The sequence below is a fragment of the Streptomyces sp. NPDC048504 genome (genome assembly GCF_043200035.1).
Lineage (GTDB): Bacteria > Actinomycetota > Actinomycetes > Streptomycetales > Streptomycetaceae > Streptomyces.
The window spans coordinates 60,086-77,893 of sequence record NZ_JBICXA010000018.1; the positions used below are offsets into that span (position 1 = coordinate 60,086).

General features: G+C 69.2%; 17 protein-coding genes. 5 read left to right on the forward strand and 12 right to left on the reverse strand.

Annotated features, from left to right (window positions below; translation table 11 throughout):
* Window positions 1-152 precede the first annotated feature (152 nt).
* From ACGFY9_RS36770 to ACGFY9_RS36815, 10 genes are all read right to left on the reverse strand, one after another.
* Window positions 153-1,028, reverse strand: a complete 876-nt coding sequence (locus ACGFY9_RS36770) for a response regulator (protein ID WP_393761574.1) — start codon at window positions 1,026-1,028, stop codon at window positions 153-155.
* 60 nt (window positions 1,029-1,088) lie between these two features.
* Window positions 1,089-2,648 carry a histidine kinase gene (locus ACGFY9_RS36775; protein ID WP_393761576.1) on the reverse strand — a complete coding sequence of 520 codons (1,560 nt, stop codon included), beginning with the start codon at window positions 2,646-2,648 and terminating at the stop codon, window positions 1,089-1,091.
* Window positions 2,649-2,672: 24 nt separating this feature from the next.
* Window positions 2,673-3,563, reverse strand: coding sequence for a DUF5936 domain-containing protein (locus ACGFY9_RS36780; RefSeq protein ID WP_393761578.1), 891 nt, complete (start codon window positions 3,561-3,563; stop codon window positions 2,673-2,675).
* 16 nt (window positions 3,564-3,579) lie between these two features.
* Window positions 3,580-4,521 carry a type II secretion system F family protein gene (locus ACGFY9_RS36785; protein WP_393761580.1) on the reverse strand — a complete coding sequence of 314 codons (942 nt, stop codon included), beginning with the start codon at window positions 4,519-4,521 and terminating at the stop codon, window positions 3,580-3,582.
* Window positions 4,522-4,532: 11 nt separating this feature from the next.
* Entirely contained in the window at window positions 4,533-5,873 is a 1,341-nt protein-coding gene (locus ACGFY9_RS36790; protein WP_033285200.1) for a CpaF family protein, read from the reverse strand.
* Between the two features lie 25 nt (window positions 5,874-5,898).
* Window positions 5,899-6,264: a TadE/TadG family type IV pilus assembly protein gene (locus tag ACGFY9_RS36795; RefSeq protein WP_393761582.1), complete on the reverse strand. Its 366-nt coding sequence runs from the start codon at window positions 6,262-6,264 to the stop codon at window positions 5,899-5,901.
* Between the two features lies 1 nt (window position 6,265).
* Complete coding sequence (locus ACGFY9_RS36800) at window positions 6,266-6,670, reverse strand: TadE/TadG family type IV pilus assembly protein (RefSeq protein ID WP_393761584.1); 405 nt, start codon at window positions 6,668-6,670, stop codon at window positions 6,266-6,268.
* Between the two features lie 6 nt (window positions 6,671-6,676).
* On the reverse strand, window positions 6,677-7,927 hold the full coding sequence (locus ACGFY9_RS36805; RefSeq protein ID WP_393761586.1) for an AAA family ATPase: 1,251 nt from the start codon (window positions 7,925-7,927) through the stop codon (window positions 6,677-6,679).
* 9 nt (window positions 7,928-7,936) lie between these two features.
* A complete protein-coding gene (gene cpaB / locus ACGFY9_RS36810) occupies window positions 7,937-8,650 on the reverse strand; it encodes a Flp pilus assembly protein CpaB (protein ID WP_393761588.1) in 714 nt (237 codons plus the stop codon).
* 103 nt (window positions 8,651-8,753) lie between these two features.
* Window positions 8,754-9,596: a hypothetical protein gene (locus tag ACGFY9_RS36815; RefSeq protein ID WP_393761590.1), complete on the reverse strand. Its 843-nt coding sequence runs from the start codon at window positions 9,594-9,596 to the stop codon at window positions 8,754-8,756.
* A gap of 354 nt (window positions 9,597-9,950) precedes the next feature.
* Here ACGFY9_RS36815 and ACGFY9_RS36820 point away from each other — a divergent pair, with 354 nt between their 5' ends.
* Window positions 9,951-11,639 carry a chitinase gene (locus ACGFY9_RS36820; protein WP_393761900.1) on the forward strand — a complete coding sequence of 563 codons (1,689 nt, stop codon included), beginning with the start codon at window positions 9,951-9,953 and terminating at the stop codon, window positions 11,637-11,639.
* Window positions 11,640-11,752: 113 nt separating this feature from the next.
* Complete coding sequence (locus tag ACGFY9_RS36825; protein WP_393761592.1) at window positions 11,753-13,027, forward strand: MFS transporter; 1,275 nt, start codon at window positions 11,753-11,755, stop codon at window positions 13,025-13,027.
* 25 nt (window positions 13,028-13,052) lie between these two features.
* Here the strand turns inward: ACGFY9_RS36825 and ACGFY9_RS36830 are convergent, their stop codons facing one another.
* Entirely contained in the window at window positions 13,053-13,277 is a 225-nt protein-coding gene (locus ACGFY9_RS36830) for an antitoxin (RefSeq protein WP_393761594.1), read from the reverse strand.
* A 401-nt stretch (window positions 13,278-13,678) separates the two neighbouring features.
* Here ACGFY9_RS36830 and ACGFY9_RS36835 point away from each other — a divergent pair, with 401 nt between their 5' ends.
* The 3 genes from ACGFY9_RS36835 to ACGFY9_RS36845 all read left to right on the forward strand — a co-directional run bounded on the left by ACGFY9_RS36835 (window position 13,679) and on the right by ACGFY9_RS36845 (window position 17,087).
* Complete coding sequence (locus ACGFY9_RS36835) at window positions 13,679-14,197, forward strand: SigE family RNA polymerase sigma factor (RefSeq protein WP_393761596.1); 519 nt, start codon at window positions 13,679-13,681, stop codon at window positions 14,195-14,197.
* A 114-nt stretch (window positions 14,198-14,311) separates the two neighbouring features.
* A complete protein-coding gene (locus ACGFY9_RS36840; protein WP_393761598.1) occupies window positions 14,312-15,565 on the forward strand; it encodes a hypothetical protein in 1,254 nt (417 codons plus the stop codon).
* Window positions 15,566-15,716: 151 nt separating this feature from the next.
* Window positions 15,717-17,087: a M14 family metallopeptidase gene (locus ACGFY9_RS36845; RefSeq protein WP_393761600.1), complete on the forward strand. Its 1,371-nt coding sequence runs from the start codon at window positions 15,717-15,719 to the stop codon at window positions 17,085-17,087.
* Here ACGFY9_RS36845 and ACGFY9_RS36850 read toward each other — a convergent pair whose 3' ends face one another.
* Window positions 17,088-17,744 carry a hypothetical protein gene (locus ACGFY9_RS36850; RefSeq protein WP_393761602.1) on the reverse strand — a complete coding sequence of 219 codons (657 nt, stop codon included), beginning with the start codon at window positions 17,742-17,744 and terminating at the stop codon, window positions 17,088-17,090.
* Window positions 17,745-17,808: the final 64 nt, after the last annotated feature.

The window sequence follows — 17,808 nt, forward strand, 5'->3', positions numbered from 1 at the left end:
TGAGAACGGTATGCCCGAACTACGGGTACGCCAGAGGGCCCCAGGGCCCAAAATCGGGCCCAATCGGAGTCCCGGGCTTCGCACTGGGCCCGCCCGTCGCCGAACCGGGCCCACCGGCCCGGCAGTTGGGTTCCCCGTCGCCGCGTCACCGGTCACCCCAGCCCTCGGGCCGAACCCGGCGCCGTACCAAGCCACTTGGCCGCGGCCTCGGAGCGGCTGGTGCTGTGGAGCTTGGCGAAGATGCGGTTGATGTGGTTCTTGACGGTCTTCTCGGAGATGAAGCAGGTGGCGGCGATCTGCTGGTTGGTCATGCCGGACGCGATGTGGTCCATGATCTCCGCCTCCCTCGCGCTCAGTTGGAACCGTGACCTGTCCGAGGGTGACTGTCTCACAGATGGTTGCAATTGCGAAAGGCCATGCGGTGAATTCGGCTGGGGATGGGCCACCGAAGGCATTGTTCCGTTTGCAGCAGCACCTAGTTGAGAGTCGTATGAGCCCAGACCTTCGGGCAGGTAGGGACCCGTCCGCTCCTGTCGCAGCTGTGCGAGCAGTGCGCCCGCCGCCGATGGCGTGAAATGGGCCCTGCCCTGCCTGATGTCCCTTACGGCGGCGACCAGTTCGTCCGCCGTGAACTCGCCGTGGACCAGATAACCGCCCGCCCCGCGCCGCAGCGCCTCCTGGACGATCTCCGACTCACTGCTGTACGTGAGCATCACGACCGGTGCGATCCGCACCAGGTACGGCAGCGCCGAGATGCCGTCCACGCCCGGCATGCGGACGTCCAGGAGGACCACGTCGGGGCGGTGGAAGTGGGCCGCCTCGTACGCCTCCCGGCCGTCCGCCGCCTCCGCCACGACCGTGATGTCCGCGCGGCCCGACAAAAGGGCCGTCAGGCCCGCCCGGACCACCGGGTTGTCGTCGGCCACGACGACCCGGAGGGCTGAAGTCGGGGCCGGTTGCGGGAAGTTGGCGAACGGGTTCGGTGGCGGCTGGGGAGCGCCGGGGTGGGGCGTCGTCTGGTCCGGCATGGCTGCCTCCTCTCAGGTCTCTCAGGTCTCTCAAGTCGTTTGTACGGGTGGGGGATGGGTCTACGTCGTCAGGGCTCCCAGCGGGAGTTCCAGGCGGACCTCCGTGCCCGCGTCGTGGCCGCCTCGGCCGATGCGGATGCGGGCGCCGACCGACGCGGCCCGTTCGACCATGCCGACCAGGCCGAAGTGGCCTGCCCTGCGCAGCTGTTCGAGGGTGGTGCCGGGCGGCAGGCCGCGGCCGTCGTCGTAGACGCTGATGCGGAGGAGGCTGTCGTGGACCCCGGCCTCCACGTCGACCTTCGTGGGTGTCGCGTGGCGGTGGGCGTTCTCCATCGCTTCCGTCGCGATGGTGAGGAGTTGGCGGGCCACGGCGGGCGGGACCGGCGGTACGCCGTGTTCGCCCGTCGGGCGGTAACTCGTGGGCAGGCCGGTCCTGGTGCTGAAGTCCCTTGTGCGGGCGGCCAGTTCCACCAGTACGTCCGTGCCCTCGGCCGGGTTGGACTCGCGCCGCAGGTCCGCCAGGAGTTCGCGGGATTCCGCGGCCGCCCTGCGTGCCGAACGGGCCACCAGCTCCGCCTGCTGTCGGATCAGGGTCGGGTTCATGTGGTCCGCGCCCGCCGAGCCCGCCAGGCCGTCCGCCGCGAGGGCCACACCGTGCAGGGTCTTCGCCACCGAGTCGTGCAACTCCCTTGCCAGGCGCGCCCGTTCCGCTCCCACCGCCTCCGTTACGGCCAGCCGGGCCTGGACCGTCGTCAACGCGGTGGTGGCTTCGCCGAAGCGGAGCATCAGGTTGCGCAGGGTCACTCCCACCGCGCCGGCGATCACGCACAGGCCGGGGAGCAGGAAGCTCTGCGCCACCACCCTGTGGGCGTCCGCCGCGGCGGTCTGCGCCAGCACCAGGATCACCGCCTGGAGGCTCGCGAAGCAGCCGGCGCCTCGCCAGCCGTAGACGATGCCGGCGAGGAGGGGGGTGCAGACGCTGACGTAGGCGAGCGTGCTGGTTGGCCCTGCCGAGATCAGGAGGAGGGAGCCGAAGAGGGTGTCCACGGCCAGGAGGGAGGGGTGGCGTAGGAGTAGGGGGCCGAAGCGTTCCCAGTCTCTGAACAGGACGTAGGAGGCCATGAACGTGACTACTACGGCTGCGCCAACGAGGCGGGTGGCTACGCCGGGGGTGGCGTTCACGAGGGCGGAGGGGGCGGCCAGGGCGATCATCGCCAGGCGGAAGCCGAAGACCTGCCTGCACATTGCCTGTAGGGCGCTGATCTGGATGGGGAGGGCGACTTCCCGGCCTTCGGCCGGGATTTGACTCCCACCCGCACCACCCGTTTCGCCTTCGTCGTCGGCGTCGGGTGCGGGTGGCCCCTGTGGGGTGTCCCCGCCGTCGGCGGCCAGCCGTTCCACACCCGGCTGCTCCGGCGGTGCCGGTACCCCCGACAGCCTCGCCCGCACCGGTACCCATCCCTCCGGCAACGCCGGCGTCACCGTCGTCACCGGAATGTCCGTCGCCCCCGACCGCACATGATCCGGCAGCACCGTCCCGGCCGGTGGTGTCGTGATCTCCGGTGGTTTGGGGCGGCGTCGTAGCAGTCCCGTACGTTCGCGTTCGTCCGTCGTCGCCATCGTCCAAGTCGCCCCCGTCCGTCCCTACTTGCCGGTGATCGTGCTGAAGTCCGTGCCGGAGCCGAGGAGAAGGCCCGCGCCGAGGAGCAGCATCGTGGCCGGGACCATGAACGTGGTGATCATCATGGTGGCCTTGGGGACCGCACGGGCCGCCTTCCGGCGGGCGTTCTGCGCGTCCGTGCGGCGCATGTCCTTGGCCAGGGAGACGAGGGTGTCGACGATCGGCGCGCCCAGTTCCTCCCCCTGCTGCAACGCCGTGACGAACATGGCGACTTGCTCGCTGTCGTTGCGTCGCCGGAGTTCCGTGAAGGCGGCGCGGCGGCTCATGCCGAGGTCCATCTGGCGGAGGGTGATGCGGAGTTCGTCCGCCCACGGGCCCTCGTACTTCGAGGCGACGCGGTCGAGCGCCTGGCGGAAGCCCAGGCCCGCGCTCACCACCACCGCGAGCACGTCGAGGAAGTCCGGCAGGGTCCGTTCGATCACGTCCCTGCGGATGCGGATCGCCGACCAGATGCCGACCTCCGTCCAGAACGCGCCGAAGGCGAACAGGATGACGGCGACGATGTAGTGCCCCTCCAGGAGCATCAGCAGGCCGCCGAAGCCGCCGAGGAAGCCGTAGACCGCCCGGCGGGCCGCGTAGCGGTCGATGGTGAGGCCGCCGGGGTTGCCCGCGAGGTCTATCTTGCGGCGGTACTTGGCGACCAGCTTCGGGCCCATCAGGCGCAGCACCATCGGGGCGTAGCGCATGCCCATGCGGTCGATGAGGGAGTCGACCGCGCCGGTGCGGGTCGCGCCGACCTCCAGGGCCAGGACGAGGTCGCTGGGGAGTTTCGCGTCGGCGCGGTACATGCGGATGCCGGCGAAGACGCCCCACACGCTGAGGCCCATGACCAGTCCGAGGACGAGTGCCACCATGTCTGCTCTCCTCCCCTCAGACGTCGATGCGGGACAGGCGGCGGATGAGGATGAAACCGACCGCGTACAGCCCGAAGGCGATGATCACGCAGGCCTGGCCGATCGGGGAGCCCGTCATCCGGTCCAGGGCGCCGGGTTTGACGCCGTTCATCAGGAAGAGGGCGCCCACGCCCATCACCGGAACGGCGTACGACGTCATGTTGACCTGGGAGAGCTGGGTGCGGACCTCGCGGCGGGTCTCCTTGCGTTCCTCCAGGGTCTCCGTGAGGTTGCGCAGGGCGCTGACCACCTGGCCGCCCGCCCGGTTCGAGAGCACCAACGTCGTGACGAGGACGACGAGTTCGCGGGACGGGAGGCGGTCCGCCAGTTCGCTCAGCGCGTCGTCCATGGACGCCCCTACCGCCAACTGGTTGGCCACCTTGGCGAGTTCCTCTCCCGCCGGTGCCTCCAGTTCCTCCGCCGCCATGCTGATCGAGGTGCGCAGCGCCAGGCCCGCGTGGGTGGCGTTGGCCATGATGCGGGCCAGTTCGGGGAGTTGGTTGATGAACTTCTCGATGCGCTTCTGGCGCTGCCAGTTGAGGAACTGGATCGCCACCCCGATGCCCAACAGGCCTGCTATCGGCCCGAAGAAGGGGGCGAGCGAGGCCTGTCCGATCAGCCAGAGGGCCGCGACCGTGCCCAGCATGTAGACGAAGAACTCGCCCGGCGTCATGTCCAACCCCGTTGCTGCCAGGCGCAGTTCGAGCTGGCGGCCGAGCCGGGTACGGCGCAGTCTGCGGTCCAGGTCGCGGAAGCGGCGGACGCGGCCGACCTGGATCTGACCGGTCGAGGAGAGGCGGTCGACCAGGGCCGCGCGCTGCGCCTTGCCCGTGGCGTAGGCGTGCACGCCGGCGACACCCAGGACACAGGTCAGCAGGGTGACGCCGGTGGTGAGCGTGACGATCGTCTGGAGATCCATGGGGTCGGTCCCTACCTACTGGCTTCTCTGAGGGCGAGCTGTTCCGCGGTGTGGGCGACGCCGAAGGCCTGCGGCAGGGGCTGGCTCGCCATGTAGAGCCGGTCGGCGGTGCGGCGGGAGAGCGGGAAGTACTCGAAGGTGCCATAGACCCGGCCGTCGGCGGAGATGGGCTGCGGGCTGAAGCGGGCCACCGTCGCCAGCCGGTACGGCTCGCTGCCGTGGCTGTCGAGGAGGGCGATCTCGGTGATGCGGCGGGCGCCGTCGGCGAAGCGGGTGAGCTGGATGATGACGTCGATGGCGCTGTTGATCTGGTCGTGGAGGGCTTCGAAGGGGATCTCCACCTCGGACATGGACGCCAGGGTCTTCAGGCGCATCAGCGCGTCCTCCGCGCTGTTGGCGTGGACGGTGGCGAGGGAGCCGTCGTGGCCCGTCGACATCGCCTGGAGCATGTCGAGGGATTCGCCGCCTCGGACCTCTCCTACGACGATCCGGTCGGGGCGCATGCGGAGCGAGTTGCGCACCAGGTCGCGGATCGTGACCTGGCCCTTGCCCTCGACGTTCGGCGGGCGTGCCTCCAGGCGGATCACGTGCGACTGCTGGAGCTGGAGTTCGGCGGAGTCCTCGATGGTGATGATGCGCTCGGTCTCCGGGATCAGGCCGGAGAGCGCGTTGAGGAGCGTGGTCTTCCCGGTGCCGGTGGCGCCGGACACGATGATGTTGAACTTCGCGTGCACCAGGCCCGCGAGGAGATACAGCATGTGTTCGTCCAGCGAGCCGAAGCCGACCATCTCCTGGAGCGTGAAGGAGCGCGGGAAGCGGCGGATCGTGAGCGTCGCGCCCGTCAACGACAGCGGCGGGATGATGACGTTGACGCGCTCGCCGGACGGCAGTCGCGCGTCGACCATCGGATTCGACTCGTCCACGCGGCGGTTGACCGTCGACACGATCCGCTCGATCGTCTGCATCAGCTGGTCGTGGGAGGGGAAGCGGAGCGGCAACTGCTCGACGCGGCCGCCCCGTTCGACGAAGATCGCGTCCGGGCCATTCACCATGATCTCGGTGATCGACGCGTCTTCGAGGAGCGGTTCGAGTATGCCGAGGCCGAGCGCCTCGTCGACGACCCGGCGGATCAGCTGCGAGCGCTCGACGGTCGAGAGGACCGGGCCCTCACGGCTGATGATGTGCCCGAGCACCCGCTCCAGGCGGGCCCGTCGCTCGGCGGCGGCCAGCGCGCTCATCTCCGCGAGGTCGATCTCCTCCAGGAGTTTGGCGCGGTACGAGGCGACCATGTGGCCGTCCTCGCCCCGATGGCCGTTCTCCTCGGGATGGTTGACTCGTTCCCGCAGGCCCATGAGTGCTGTGCTCCTTGCTCCGCGTTCAGTGGTCGAGCGGCATGGTGGCGGTCTTGCTGGCCGTGCCGAAGTCCCAACCGGGCACGATCGACGGGATGTTCACGGTGGAGGTGACCTGGACGGACCTGCCCAGGTCGGCCCGGCTGCAACTGGTGCCGCCCGCCAGGAATCCGCTGACCGCGTCCTTGCAGTCCTGTGCGTAGTTCTGCTCCAGCGAGGCACTGCGCGCCCCGGTCCTGGCCGCCGTGCCGGCCTGGATCGCGGTGTACGCGATCAGCCCGAGCTGTACTCCCGCCATGGCGACGAGGATCAGGACCGGGATGAACCCGAGGTACTCGATGGCGACTTGGCCACGGTCCCGCCTCCCCTTCTCCCTCCTGTGCTTCCGCATCTCAGTCCTTCGCCTCCTCTACGGCGCCCGCGTGGCCGTGCACCGTGAAGGGGAAGCCGATCGCGCCCGGGAAGAGGACGGGCACCTTGAGGTCGACGTCGGCCGTGACGAACCCCGTGCCTTGGCAGGTCACCGTGGCGTCCCCCTTCCACGCACCGTCCAGCTTGTCGAGGCCGGCCTGTTCGCAGGCGGCCTCCCGGTCCCCCGGGGCGGCGGCCGTCCCCGCCCGCACCGCCTCGTCCGCAGCATTCCCCGCGAGGGTGAAGGTGTACCCCACCAGCACGAACTGCCACATCAGCACCAGCGTCAGGATGATCAGCGGGGTCATGCCGAGGAACTCGATGGTGACCTGGCCCCGGTCCCGGCCCCTGTCCCGCCCGTGCGCAGAGATCAAAGACATACGCATCCCCGTTCACTCTCTCCGGCGCCGGAAGCTCACCGAGCCGCGATCGCCGCCGCCCCGCGACCGCCCGCTCTTCTGGGCGACTTCGGGGACCTTGACCAGTCCGAGTTCGCCCGCGAGACCCCAAAGGGCCTGTTTCACCACGCTCTTGTTGTCGAGTTCGTGCAGCCGGCCCGCGTCCACCGCGCCCTGGAGTTCCTTGAAGTTGGCGGGGATCGCGGTGGCGGCGACCGTCGTGCCGGTGATGCGCTGGATGAGCGCCGGCTGGATCTCCGTACCGCGCGTGTAGCGGTTGACGACGATGGTCGTCTCCTCGGCCTTGCGGATCTGCAGCCGGTCCCACATGCGGACGGTGCGCTTCGCGGCGCGTACGGCGACCACGTCCGGGGTGGTGAACAGCAGGGCCGTGTCGGCCATTTCGACGGCGGCCGCGCTCGCGCCGCTCATCTGGGCCCCGCAGTCGATGACGACGACCTCGTAGCGGGAGCGCAGGGCGCTGACGATCTGGCGGGCGGCCCGGTCGGTGACCTCCTCGCCGCGCTCGCCCTCGCCGGGGGCGAGCAGCAGCGCGATGCCCGTGTCGTGCCGGAACACGGCGTCGGCCAGGACGCGCGGCGAGATGTCGGTGATCGCGGCGAGGTCGACGACGGAGCGGCGGAACTGGACGTCCAGGTAGGAGGCGATGTCCCCGGTCTGGAGGTCCATGTCGACAAGCGCGACGGTACGGCCCGACGTCTGGGCGGCTAGGGCGAGTTGGATCGCGGCGAGGGTGGCGCCGACCCCGCCCTTGGAGCCGCTGACGGTGACGACGGTGCCGCCGACACCGGTGAACACGTCGCCGCCGTGGCCCAGATGGCGCCGTACGCCCACCGACCAGGCGGCAACGGCCTGGACGCGGTTGGCCAACTCCTCGTAGCTCAGCGGGAGGGCGATCAGACCGCGGGCGCCGGAGTCCATGGCGGCCTGGAAGAGGCCGGGGCTCGCGTCGGTGGTGACGAGGATGACGCCCACCGCGGGGAAGCGCAGCGCGACCTCGCGGACCAGCTCCAACGCCGGTACGGGACCGATGCGTTCATGCACCACCACGACCTCGGGCAGTTCGTCGACGGACTCGGCGGCGAGCCGGGCCAGGGTGTCGATGAGCTGCGTCGAGTCGGCCACCGGGGCCACCGGGTCGGCGTCCGGGAGCTGGCTGAGCAGGGTCGTGATGGCGCGGATGGCGTCCGCGTCTCCGACCGCCGGAAGAATCCTGGTGGGCATGCGGGCCTCTCACTTGTCCTTCGCGAGTTCGTACGTCCGGTCCTTGTCGGGGACGGTCGTATCGGTGCCGGGTGCCACCAGCGCGAGCCGCACCCGCTCGGCGAACGACTCGGCGTAGGTGATCCGTTGGGCGTCGAGCGTGGAGAGCGCGAAGGTGATCGGCACGCCGTCGGTGGACGTCTGCTGGTTTTTGTCGCTGTTGCTGCCGGGGTCGAGGGCGGTGATGTGGCCGACGTCGATGACCTTCGCGTTGGTCACGATGATCTTGGACTGGTCGGGGTCACCCGCTTTCGCGCCCTCGAAGGTCGCGTACACGTTGACCGTGGAGCCCGGCGTGATCTTGCCGGCGACGCCGGTCGCCGCGTCGATCATGATGGCGACCTCCTGCTGCCCGGGCTGCAGGGCCGGCTGGTCCACGATCATGTCGGTCTGCAGCAGGGAGCCGCCGCGCAGGGTGGTCACCGCGATCTTGCCCTGGATCTGGCGGAGATCGGTCACGGCGTTGTCCGACAGCCACCGCTTGGGCATCTCGATCTTCTTGAACTGCGCGGCGGTGAGGGCCGTGTAGGGCGCCACGTTGTCCTTGACCTGGTACGCCGTGACCTCGGGACCGACCTTGGACTTCACGTCACGGATGACGGAGAGGACGCCGGCGAACGCGCCGAGGGCGCAGATCACCGACAGGAGCAGGAGTATCACGCCGCGGCGCTGACGGGAGTTCATGAACCGTACAACCTCATTGGGGATATCGGTCGAGCGGAAATGAGCGGATCGAACCAGGTCTGGCGAATTCGTGTGCTGTAAGCGTGTCCTGTGTGTTGAGGACTTATCCGCTCGATGTTTGGTTCTCGTGAACGGGCGGTGTGGCGGAGCAGAAGACACAACGGTCGCCGATGACGTCGATGCCGCACCAGTGGCACACGGACTGCCGTACAGAGGTGACCAGTTGGTACAGCACCGACAGGTCGGGCAGATACGTACAGAACTCGATCAGCTTGTTCGTACCCCACCAAGTCACCGATTCGGCGGGCAGGGTGGCCTCGCGCAGCCCCATCGCGTTCCACGCCGGGGCGAGGGTGGTGCCGATCCAGTCGGACTGGAGCTGCCCCTTGGCGACCAGCATCCAGGTGCCGAACTCCGGCCCCTCCAGCGCGACTCCGGGGCCGACCCGGATCAACTGCGGCTCGGGGTGGGCGATCACGGCGAACTGGCTGCCGGGCACCCAGGACTTGGCGTGCGACTTGAGGCCGACGGGGACCCGGTCCAGCCTGGTGACCGAGCCGAGGAGCGCGCCGGCGTGGATGTAGTGCGTGAGCAGTCGGCCCGCCGAAGCGAGGACGCCGGGACTGAGGTCGCAGGACGCGAGCTGCCTCAACTGCCGGGCCAGGACGGCGAGTCCGAGCGGGGGCAGATTCGGACGGAACAGGGCGATCCGGTCGCTCTCCAGGATGGACCGGATCGTGTGCAGCCGTCGGTCGACGCCCTCGGACACGGCCTGCGAGGACACGACGACGACATGCCCGTGCTGGTCGATCAGGGCCTGCATCTCCGACAGCGCCTGGTCCAGCGGTCGTTGATCGAGGTCCCGCAGGACGACGGCGGGCAGGGTCCGTTCGTCCTGTGGCGGCAGCGCCATGTCGGCGCTGGTCACGGCAATGGCAGTTGGCACGCGCAGCTCCCCGTCTCACGCCTGTCGGCCCGCCGGCATTACTCCGGCACACCGAGTTGACTTCACTGCGTGACTACCTCAGCACTGTAACCACGCCCCTGTGGCCGGAGAACAGCGTTTCTGTAGCTGTGCGGCAACTGTCATCGCACACAACACGCCAAATCGGGGCAGGTCGCGCATCCGATCGCGACGGGAGTACCGAGACCGGTGTCGGCGAAGTTGGTCTGGACCTCTTGACATCGGATTGGTCTGGACCAACTCTGGGACTCCCAGCGGTGGCCACCGTCGGCACAGTCACAGTCACATCCCCTCCAAACTCCCCCACCGGAGGCATCAGTGGACCGCGCACCAGGCATGCCCGTCCTCAGGAACAGACGTCTGTGGGCCGGGGTCGCCATGGCCGCCCTCGCTCTCTCCTTCGCGGGCACCGGCCAGGCGTCCGCCGCCGACATCAACAACGCCAAGAACGCCGGCTTCGAGTCGGGCCTGACCAACTGGACCTGTACGGCGGGCAGCGGCACGACCGTCTCGTCCCCGGTCCACAGCGGCGCGGCGGCCCTGAAGGCCACCCCGGCCGGCCAGGACAACGCCCAGTGCAGCGAGTCGGTGGCGGTGAAGCCCAACTCGACGTACACGCTGAGCGCGTGGGTGCAGGGCGGCTACTCCTACCTGGGCGTGACAGGCACGGGCACGACGGACGTGTCGACGTGGACCCCCGACACCACGTCGTGGAAGCAGCTCTCGACGACGTTCACGACGGGCGCCTCGACGACGTCCGTCTCGGTGTACACGCACGGCTGGTACGGCCAGGCCGCGTACTACGCGGACGACATCTCGGTCTACGGCCCGGACGGCGGCGGTGGCAGCGACCCGGCCCCGACGGTCCCGGCGACACCGACGGGCCTGACCGTGTCCTCCACGACGTCCTCGTCGGTCTCCCTTGCCTGGAGCGCGGTGTCGGGAGCGACGGGCTACAACGTCTACCGCAGCGGCACGAAGATCACGGCAGTGACGGGAACGTCGGCCACGATCACGGGACTTACGGCGTCGACGGCGTACTCCTTCCAGGTCACGGCGACCAACTCGGCCGGTGAGTCGGGCAAGTCGACGGCGGTGACGGGCACGACGACGGCAACAGGCGGCAACGGCGGTACGGGTCTGCCGAAGCACGCGGTGACCGGCTACTGGCAGAACTTCAACAACGGCGCGACCGTCCAGAAGCTCTCGGCCGTCTCCTCCCAGTACGACATCATCGCGGTGGCCTTCGCGGACGCGACCTCGACGCCGGGCGCGGTCTCCTTCACGCTCGACTCGGCCGGCCTCGGCGGCTACACGGTCGACCAGTTCAAGGCGGACATCGCGGCCAAGCACGCGGCCGGCAAGAAGGTCGTCATCTCGATCGGCGGCCAGAACGGCACGATCTCGGTGAGCGACTCGACATCCGCGACGAACTTCGCCAACTCGGTCTACTCCCTGATGCAGACGTACGGCTTCGACGGCGTCGACATCGACCTGGAGAACGGCATCAACGCGACCTACATGACACAGGCGTTGAGGTCTCTGTCGTCGAAGGCGGGCTCGTCCCTCGTCATCACGATGGCCCCGCAGACGATCGACATGCAGTCCACGTCGAACGCGTACTTCCAGACGGCCCTGAACATCAAGGACATCCTCACGGTCGTCAACATGCAGTACTACAACAGCGGCACGATGCTGGGCTGCGACGGCAAGGTCTACGGCCAGGGCACGGTCGACTTCCTGACGGCGCTGGCCTGCATCCAGCTCCAGGGCGGCCTCGCCCCGTCCCAGGTGGGCCTGGGCCTCCCGGCCTCCACGAGCGCGGCCGGCAGCGGCTACGTCTCCCCGACCATCGTGAACAACGCCCTCGACTGCCTGACGGCCGGCACCAACTGCGGCACCTTCAAACCGTCGAAGACGTATCCCGACCTGCGGGGCGCGATGACATGGTCGACGAACTGGGACGCGGCCGCGGGGAGTTCGTGGTCGAACTCGGTGGGGGCGCATGTGCACGCGTTGCCGTAGCACTCGGTAGGCAGGGAGCGTGGGGAGTGCGGCCGCTGTCGGGTCGCGCTCCCCATCTGTCGGTTAGGTTGACGTGATCATCCGCGACGTCGACCCCCTGGCAGGTGCCTCGTATGCCTTTACCCGCGCGGCTCGGACTCCTCCGCGAACCGGACTTCGGGCGGCTGTTCGCCGCCACCGCGCTCGGGCAGTTGGGCGACCGGATCATCTTTCTGGCGTTGCCGCTCGTCGCCATCGTGGCGCTGGACGCGGACGAGTTCCAGGTCGGGCTGCTGACCGCGATGACCACGGCGGGTTCGCTGCTGGTCGGGCTGCCGGCGGGTGCGTGGGTGGACCGGATGCGGAAACGGTCGGTGATGATCAGCACCGATCTCACGCGGGCGCTGGTTCTCGTGACCGTACCGGTGGCGTGGTGGGCGGGCCTGCTCACCGTGTGGTGGCTGTACGCGGTCGCGTTGGTCCATGGGGTGCTGACGGTCTTCTTCGATGTGGCGTACGTCAGCTACCTGCCGCATCTGGTGGGGCGCGCCAACCTCGTCGAGGGGAACGCGAAACTCTCGGCGATCCGCTCGGTGACCAGCATCAGCGGGCCGGGGATCGCCGGGCCGCTGGTCGGCTGGGTGGGCGCGCCCGCGACACTGTTGGTGAGCGCGGCCGGGATGGCGCTGTCGGGGCTGCTGGCGATCACCATCCGCAAGCAAGAAGTCCGGCCGGAACGGGAGTTGGGGCCCAGCGAGCGGTCTCAGCTGGGCCGCGACATCAAGGAGGGCCTGAGGTTCGTCCTCAAGTACCCGGCCCTGCGCGCGATCACGCTGAGCGACGCGATCTTCAACCTCTTCCTGGTGATGTACCAGACCATGCTGCTGGTCTTCCTGGAACGGGAGTTGGGGCTCGACTCCTCCGGTATCGGCCTCGTCCTCTCGGGGATGGGCTGCGGTGCCCTGCTGGGCGCGCTGTCGGCGACCCGGGTCGCGCGGTGGGTCGGCCAGGGCCGGGTCATCTGGCTCGCGTCGCTGGTGACGTGCCCGCTGACCGTCCTGATGCCGTTGGCCCACCCGGGCTGGAGTGTGTGCGTGGCGGCGGCCGGCCTCGCCTCGCTCTCCTTCGGCGGAGTCGTCCGCGTCGTGGCCCAGTCGAGCTTCCAGCAGGCCCTCACCCCGGACCGGCTCCTGGGCCGCGTGAGTGCGACGGCCCGGTTCGTGTCCTGGGGCGGAATCCCGCTGGGCGGACTGCTGGGCGGGACGTCGGGCTCGGTGTTCGGAGCGACGGCGACGCTGTGGATCGGCGCGGCGGGCATGACGGCGAGCGTCCTCCCGAACTTCCTGTCACCGCTCCGTACGATGCGCACGCTCCCGACGGGAAGCGGTGAACTCGACCCCGTGGGCTGAGAGTTCACCCTCCGGTCAGCGGCTGTCAGTCCTTCTTCTCACCGTCCGCGGCCTGCGCGGCGAGCCTCGCCACCAGGTCCTGCGCCTTGTCGACCGCGGTGTCGATCTGCTCGCTGTGCTTGCCGTCCGTCTTCTCGTCGACGACATCCCCGGCCTTCTCCAGCCCGTCGGCGATCTTGTCTCCGTGCTCCTCGGCGATCTCCTCGGCCTTGTCCTTGAGCTTCCCCAGGTCTCCCAGGTTGTCGAACACGACAGTTCCCCCTCGCTGCAACGGGCTTACGCGGTCAGGGACATGGTCGTCACGATCGGCCCCGGAGGACAAGGTGGCCCCGACGCGGATGCCCCGGCGGGCGGAGGCGCGGGGCGGGGCGTGTTCGGGGCGCACATGGATCGGGGCGAGAGTTTCAGATCAGCGCCCCGCCGGGCGTCGCAGCACCGGCTTGCCGGGGTCGAGGGGCGGCCGCCGGCCCCAAGTCGTGGGCACGGGAAGGTCGTCGCCCGCCCTACGCCCACCGCGCCCCGCCTTCCCCGAGTCCGTCGCACCCGCCCACCCCACCGATCCCACCGACCTGAAACATTTCCGTGGGCCCATCGCATCAGTACAAGTGAGGGCGGCGCCGGCAACAGCCCGCGAAACCAGGGGGATCAGGCATGAGACGACACGAACGTGCCGACGAGTACGCGGAGTTCGCCTCCGCGCGCGCCGGGCATCTCTACCGGTCCGCCTGTCTGCTGACCGCCGGGGACACACATCTCGCCGAGGACCTGGTCCAGGAGACCCTCGGCAAGCTGTACGTCGGCTGGGGACGGCTGTCCCGGGTCGGCAACCCCGCCGGGTACGCCCAGACCGTCCTCACCCGTACCTACCTCGCCCACCAGCGGCGCCGCAGCAGCACCGAACGCGCCACCGACGTCCTGCCCGACCTGCCCGACCCCGGCGCCCCGGGCGCCGACACGACGCTACGGCTGACCCTGCTCCAGGCCCTCTCCCGGCTGCCCGCCAAGGACCGTGCCGTGGTCGTCCTGCGGTACTGGGAGGACCGGTCCGTCGAGGAGACCGCCGACGTGATGCACGTCAGCTCGGCCGCCGTACGCACCCGCTGCGTCCGCGCGCTCGGCCGGCTGCGCGAACTGCTCGGCGAGAACCTCGACGAATACGCCCGCCCCTGAACACCCGACCCGCACCCCGCCTCAACTCCCTTCTCCCGCGCACCCGTTACACCCCTCAATCCCCCAGCACCCCATACACCCTTTACATCCGCTTACACGAAACGGTGGTCCGCCATGCCCGACACCCAGCACAGCGAACCCCTCGACCCCTTCGAGGAACGGCTCGCCGCCGGCCTGCACGACGCGGGCAACGCCTTCGAGACCGACCGGGCCGCCCTCGCCACCGCCGGCGCCCTCAAGGGCCGCCGAAGCCTGCTGCGCCGCCGCAACGCCGCCGTCATGAGCGGCGCGGCCGGCATCGCCCTAGTCGGCGTGGGCGGCGCGCTGCTCCTGCCGAGCGGCTCCCCCGGCACACAGGCTTCCCGGGCCACGTCCACCAGCGCCTCCGCCACCTCCTCCGCCCCCGCTCCCGTCTCCGGCGAGGCCCTGTTCCGGGTGCTCACACTCCTGGTGGGCGACGGCGCGTACTCCAAGGTCGAGGCCCGTGGCACGGACGAGGGACTGTCGCCGTACGTCCATGTCGTCTTCGACGACGGGAAGGGCAAGTCGGCCGTGGAGCTCAGCCTGGGCCGGGTGGAGCCGGGGAGCGACGAGGCGCGGCAGACCACCACGTGCCCGGCGAAGGTGTTCACGCACTACGACGCGTGCCGTACGAGCCGGCTGGCGGACGGTTCGGTGGTCATGGTCCTTCAGGGGTACGAGTATCCGGACCGCCGGGTGGACACCAAGTTGTGGAGCGCCGAACTCGTCACCCCGCAGGGGCAGCACGTCGGCATCAGCGAGTGGAACGCCGCCGCCGAGAAGGACGCGCCGATCACCAGGAGCCAACCGCCGCTGTCCCCGGCCCAGTTGAGGAAGGTGGCCGCTGACACGGCCTGGCGGGACGCGATCGACGCGATGCCGGTGGACCCGAACTCACCGGTCACACCACCGAGTCCGAGCTCCACGGAGGCCACCGTGTCCGTCACGTCCACACTCCGGACCCTGCTGCCGAAGGGCCTCACGCTGTCCGAGGCCGGCGACACCGAGGACTCCGAGTTCGGCTACGTCGTCGTCGACGACGGCAAGGGCAGGACCCTCGTACAGGTCAACGTCCAGGCGGACATGTCGGATGTCGAGGGCCAGTTGTTCGGCTCCGACGCCGAGGTCCTGTCCGACGGCACGAAGGTCGCCGAGCATCAGGGGCCGGGCGAGAAGGGCGGTTCCGGTGTCGTGATGTGGACCGTCGACACCATCAGGACCGACGGCAGGCGGGTGGTGATCAGCGCCTTCAACTCCGGCGCCCAGGACACCACCGCGACCCGCAAGTCCCCGGCCCTGACCATGAAGCAGCTCCGGGAGATCGCCCTCAGCCCGAAGTGGCGGTAATCCGGCCGACGACTTTGAGCACTCTTGACCTGACCATGCCAACACATCAACATAGGCGGCACACAGGAACGCTCACACCAACACCCCACCCGCACGCCGTACTTCACGCACGTCGCACTGAAACACCCCCCAACTCCAGCAAGGAGATTTCATGCGACTCCGGATTCGCGGCTCAGCCACCAGCGGCCCCCGCAGCGGCAGACGCACCGCCGCGCTCGCCGCCCTGATGGCCCTCGCCCTCGCCGCCCCCGTCACGGCGGCCACCGCGTCCAAGGCCACCGCCGACAGCACACACAAGGGCGCTCCGGCCGCGGACGACATCCGCCAGTACGAGATCCACGTCGACCACAACACCCCGGTCACGCGTACGGCCATCGCGGCGGCCGGTGTCTCCGTGGACGAGTCCGACGAGGAGACCGTGGTCGTCTCCGGCCGCTCGGCCCAGATCGAGAAACTGCGTCAACAGGGTTACGCCGTCTCGCTGTTGGGCTCCGCCCCGGACCGCTCGTCGGCCGCGGACGCCCCACGCCTCCTCGACTTCCCCTCGGCCGACTCGAAGTACCACAACTACGCCGAGGCGAACACGGAGATCGACCAGCGGCTCGCCGCCTACCCCGGCATCATGAGCAAGAAAGTCATCGGCAAGTCGTACCAGGGCCGGGACATCGTCGCCATCAAGGTCAGCGACAACGTGGCCACCGACGAGAGCGAACCCGAGGTCGTCTTCACGTTCCACCAGCACGCCCGCGAGCACCTCACGGTGGAGATGGCGCTGTACCTGCTGCGCGAGTTGGGCGCGGGATACGGCACCGACTCCCGCGTCACGAACATCGTGAACAACCGCGAGATCTGGATAGTGCCCGACCTGAACCCGGACGGCGGCGAGTACGACATCGCCACCGGCGCCTACCGGTCCTGGCGCAAGAACCGCCAGCCCAACTCCGGTTCCAGTTACGTCGGTACGGACCTCAACCGGAACTGGAACTACAAGTGGGGCTGCTGCGGCGGCTCTTCGGGCTCGACCTCGTCCGAGACCTACCGGGGCACGTCCGCCGAGTCGGCGCCCGAGGTGAAGGTGGTCGCGGACTTCGTGCGCAGCCGGGTGGTCGGCGGGAAGCAGCAGATCACCGCGGGGATCGACTTCCACACGTACAGCGAACTCGTGCTGTGGCCGTTCGGGTACACGTACTCGGACACGGCGACCGGGATGACCGCGGACGACGCCGCCGCGTTCAAGGCGGTCGGGCAGAAGATGGGCGCGAGCAACGGCTACACGGCCGAGCAGTCCAGCGACCTGTACATCACCGATGGTTCCATCGACGACTACCTCTGGGGCACTCAGAAGATCTTCGACTACACCTTCGAGATGTATCCGACGTCCAGTTCCGCGGGCGGTTTCTACCCGCCCGACGAGGTCATCGAGCGGGAGACCTCCCGGAACCGGGACGCGGTGTTCCAACTGCTGGAGAACGCGGACTGCATGTACCGGTCCATCGGCAAAGAGGCCCAGTACTGCGGCTAGTCAGTCCTCGCGGACCTCTGCCTCCGCCGCGGCGAGCGCCGCCTCGTCCACCTCGTCGGACCCGTCGGCCTCGTCGTCGTCACCGTCGTCGAAGTAGGCGTCGAGGACCGCGTCCAGCTGCGTCTCCCACTCGGCGAACCTGCTCCTGGCCGCCGCCTCGATCTCGATCGGGTACCAACGGCGGTCAGGAGTGTGCACCGTGATGGTGAACCGCCTGCCGAAGCGCGGGGACTCGGTCTCGATGGCGCCGATCTCGTCCCAGCGGAACTCGCAGTTCTGGTCGTCCAGGCGCAGTCGTACGCCCTTCTCGTCCGCGACGATCTCCGCACGACGGTCGGACGCCTCGAAGACCGGGCCGCCGCCGGACGACTCCTCGCCGACTTCATCCGCGTCGTCGTCAGCGGCGTCGGCGGCGGCGTCATCCTCGGCAACGGCCTTCTCGACGTTCGTCTTGCCGACGTCCGCCTTCTCGACCTCGACCTCGGTCTCCTCGACCGACGCCTTCTCCGGCTCCGCCGCCTCGGCCTTCGTGTCCTCCGGTGCGTCGGAGGACACGGCGGGTGCGGTGAGCCCCGGGATGAAGGCCGGGTCGAATCCGGCACCCTTCACGGGCTCGCCCTCCAGGGGCTGGCTGCTCGAACCTATGCGCTGCTCCACAGCGGGCAGTATGGTCGACGATCCTGTGTCGGGCACAGCCAGCCCCAACTTTGTTATCAGACGC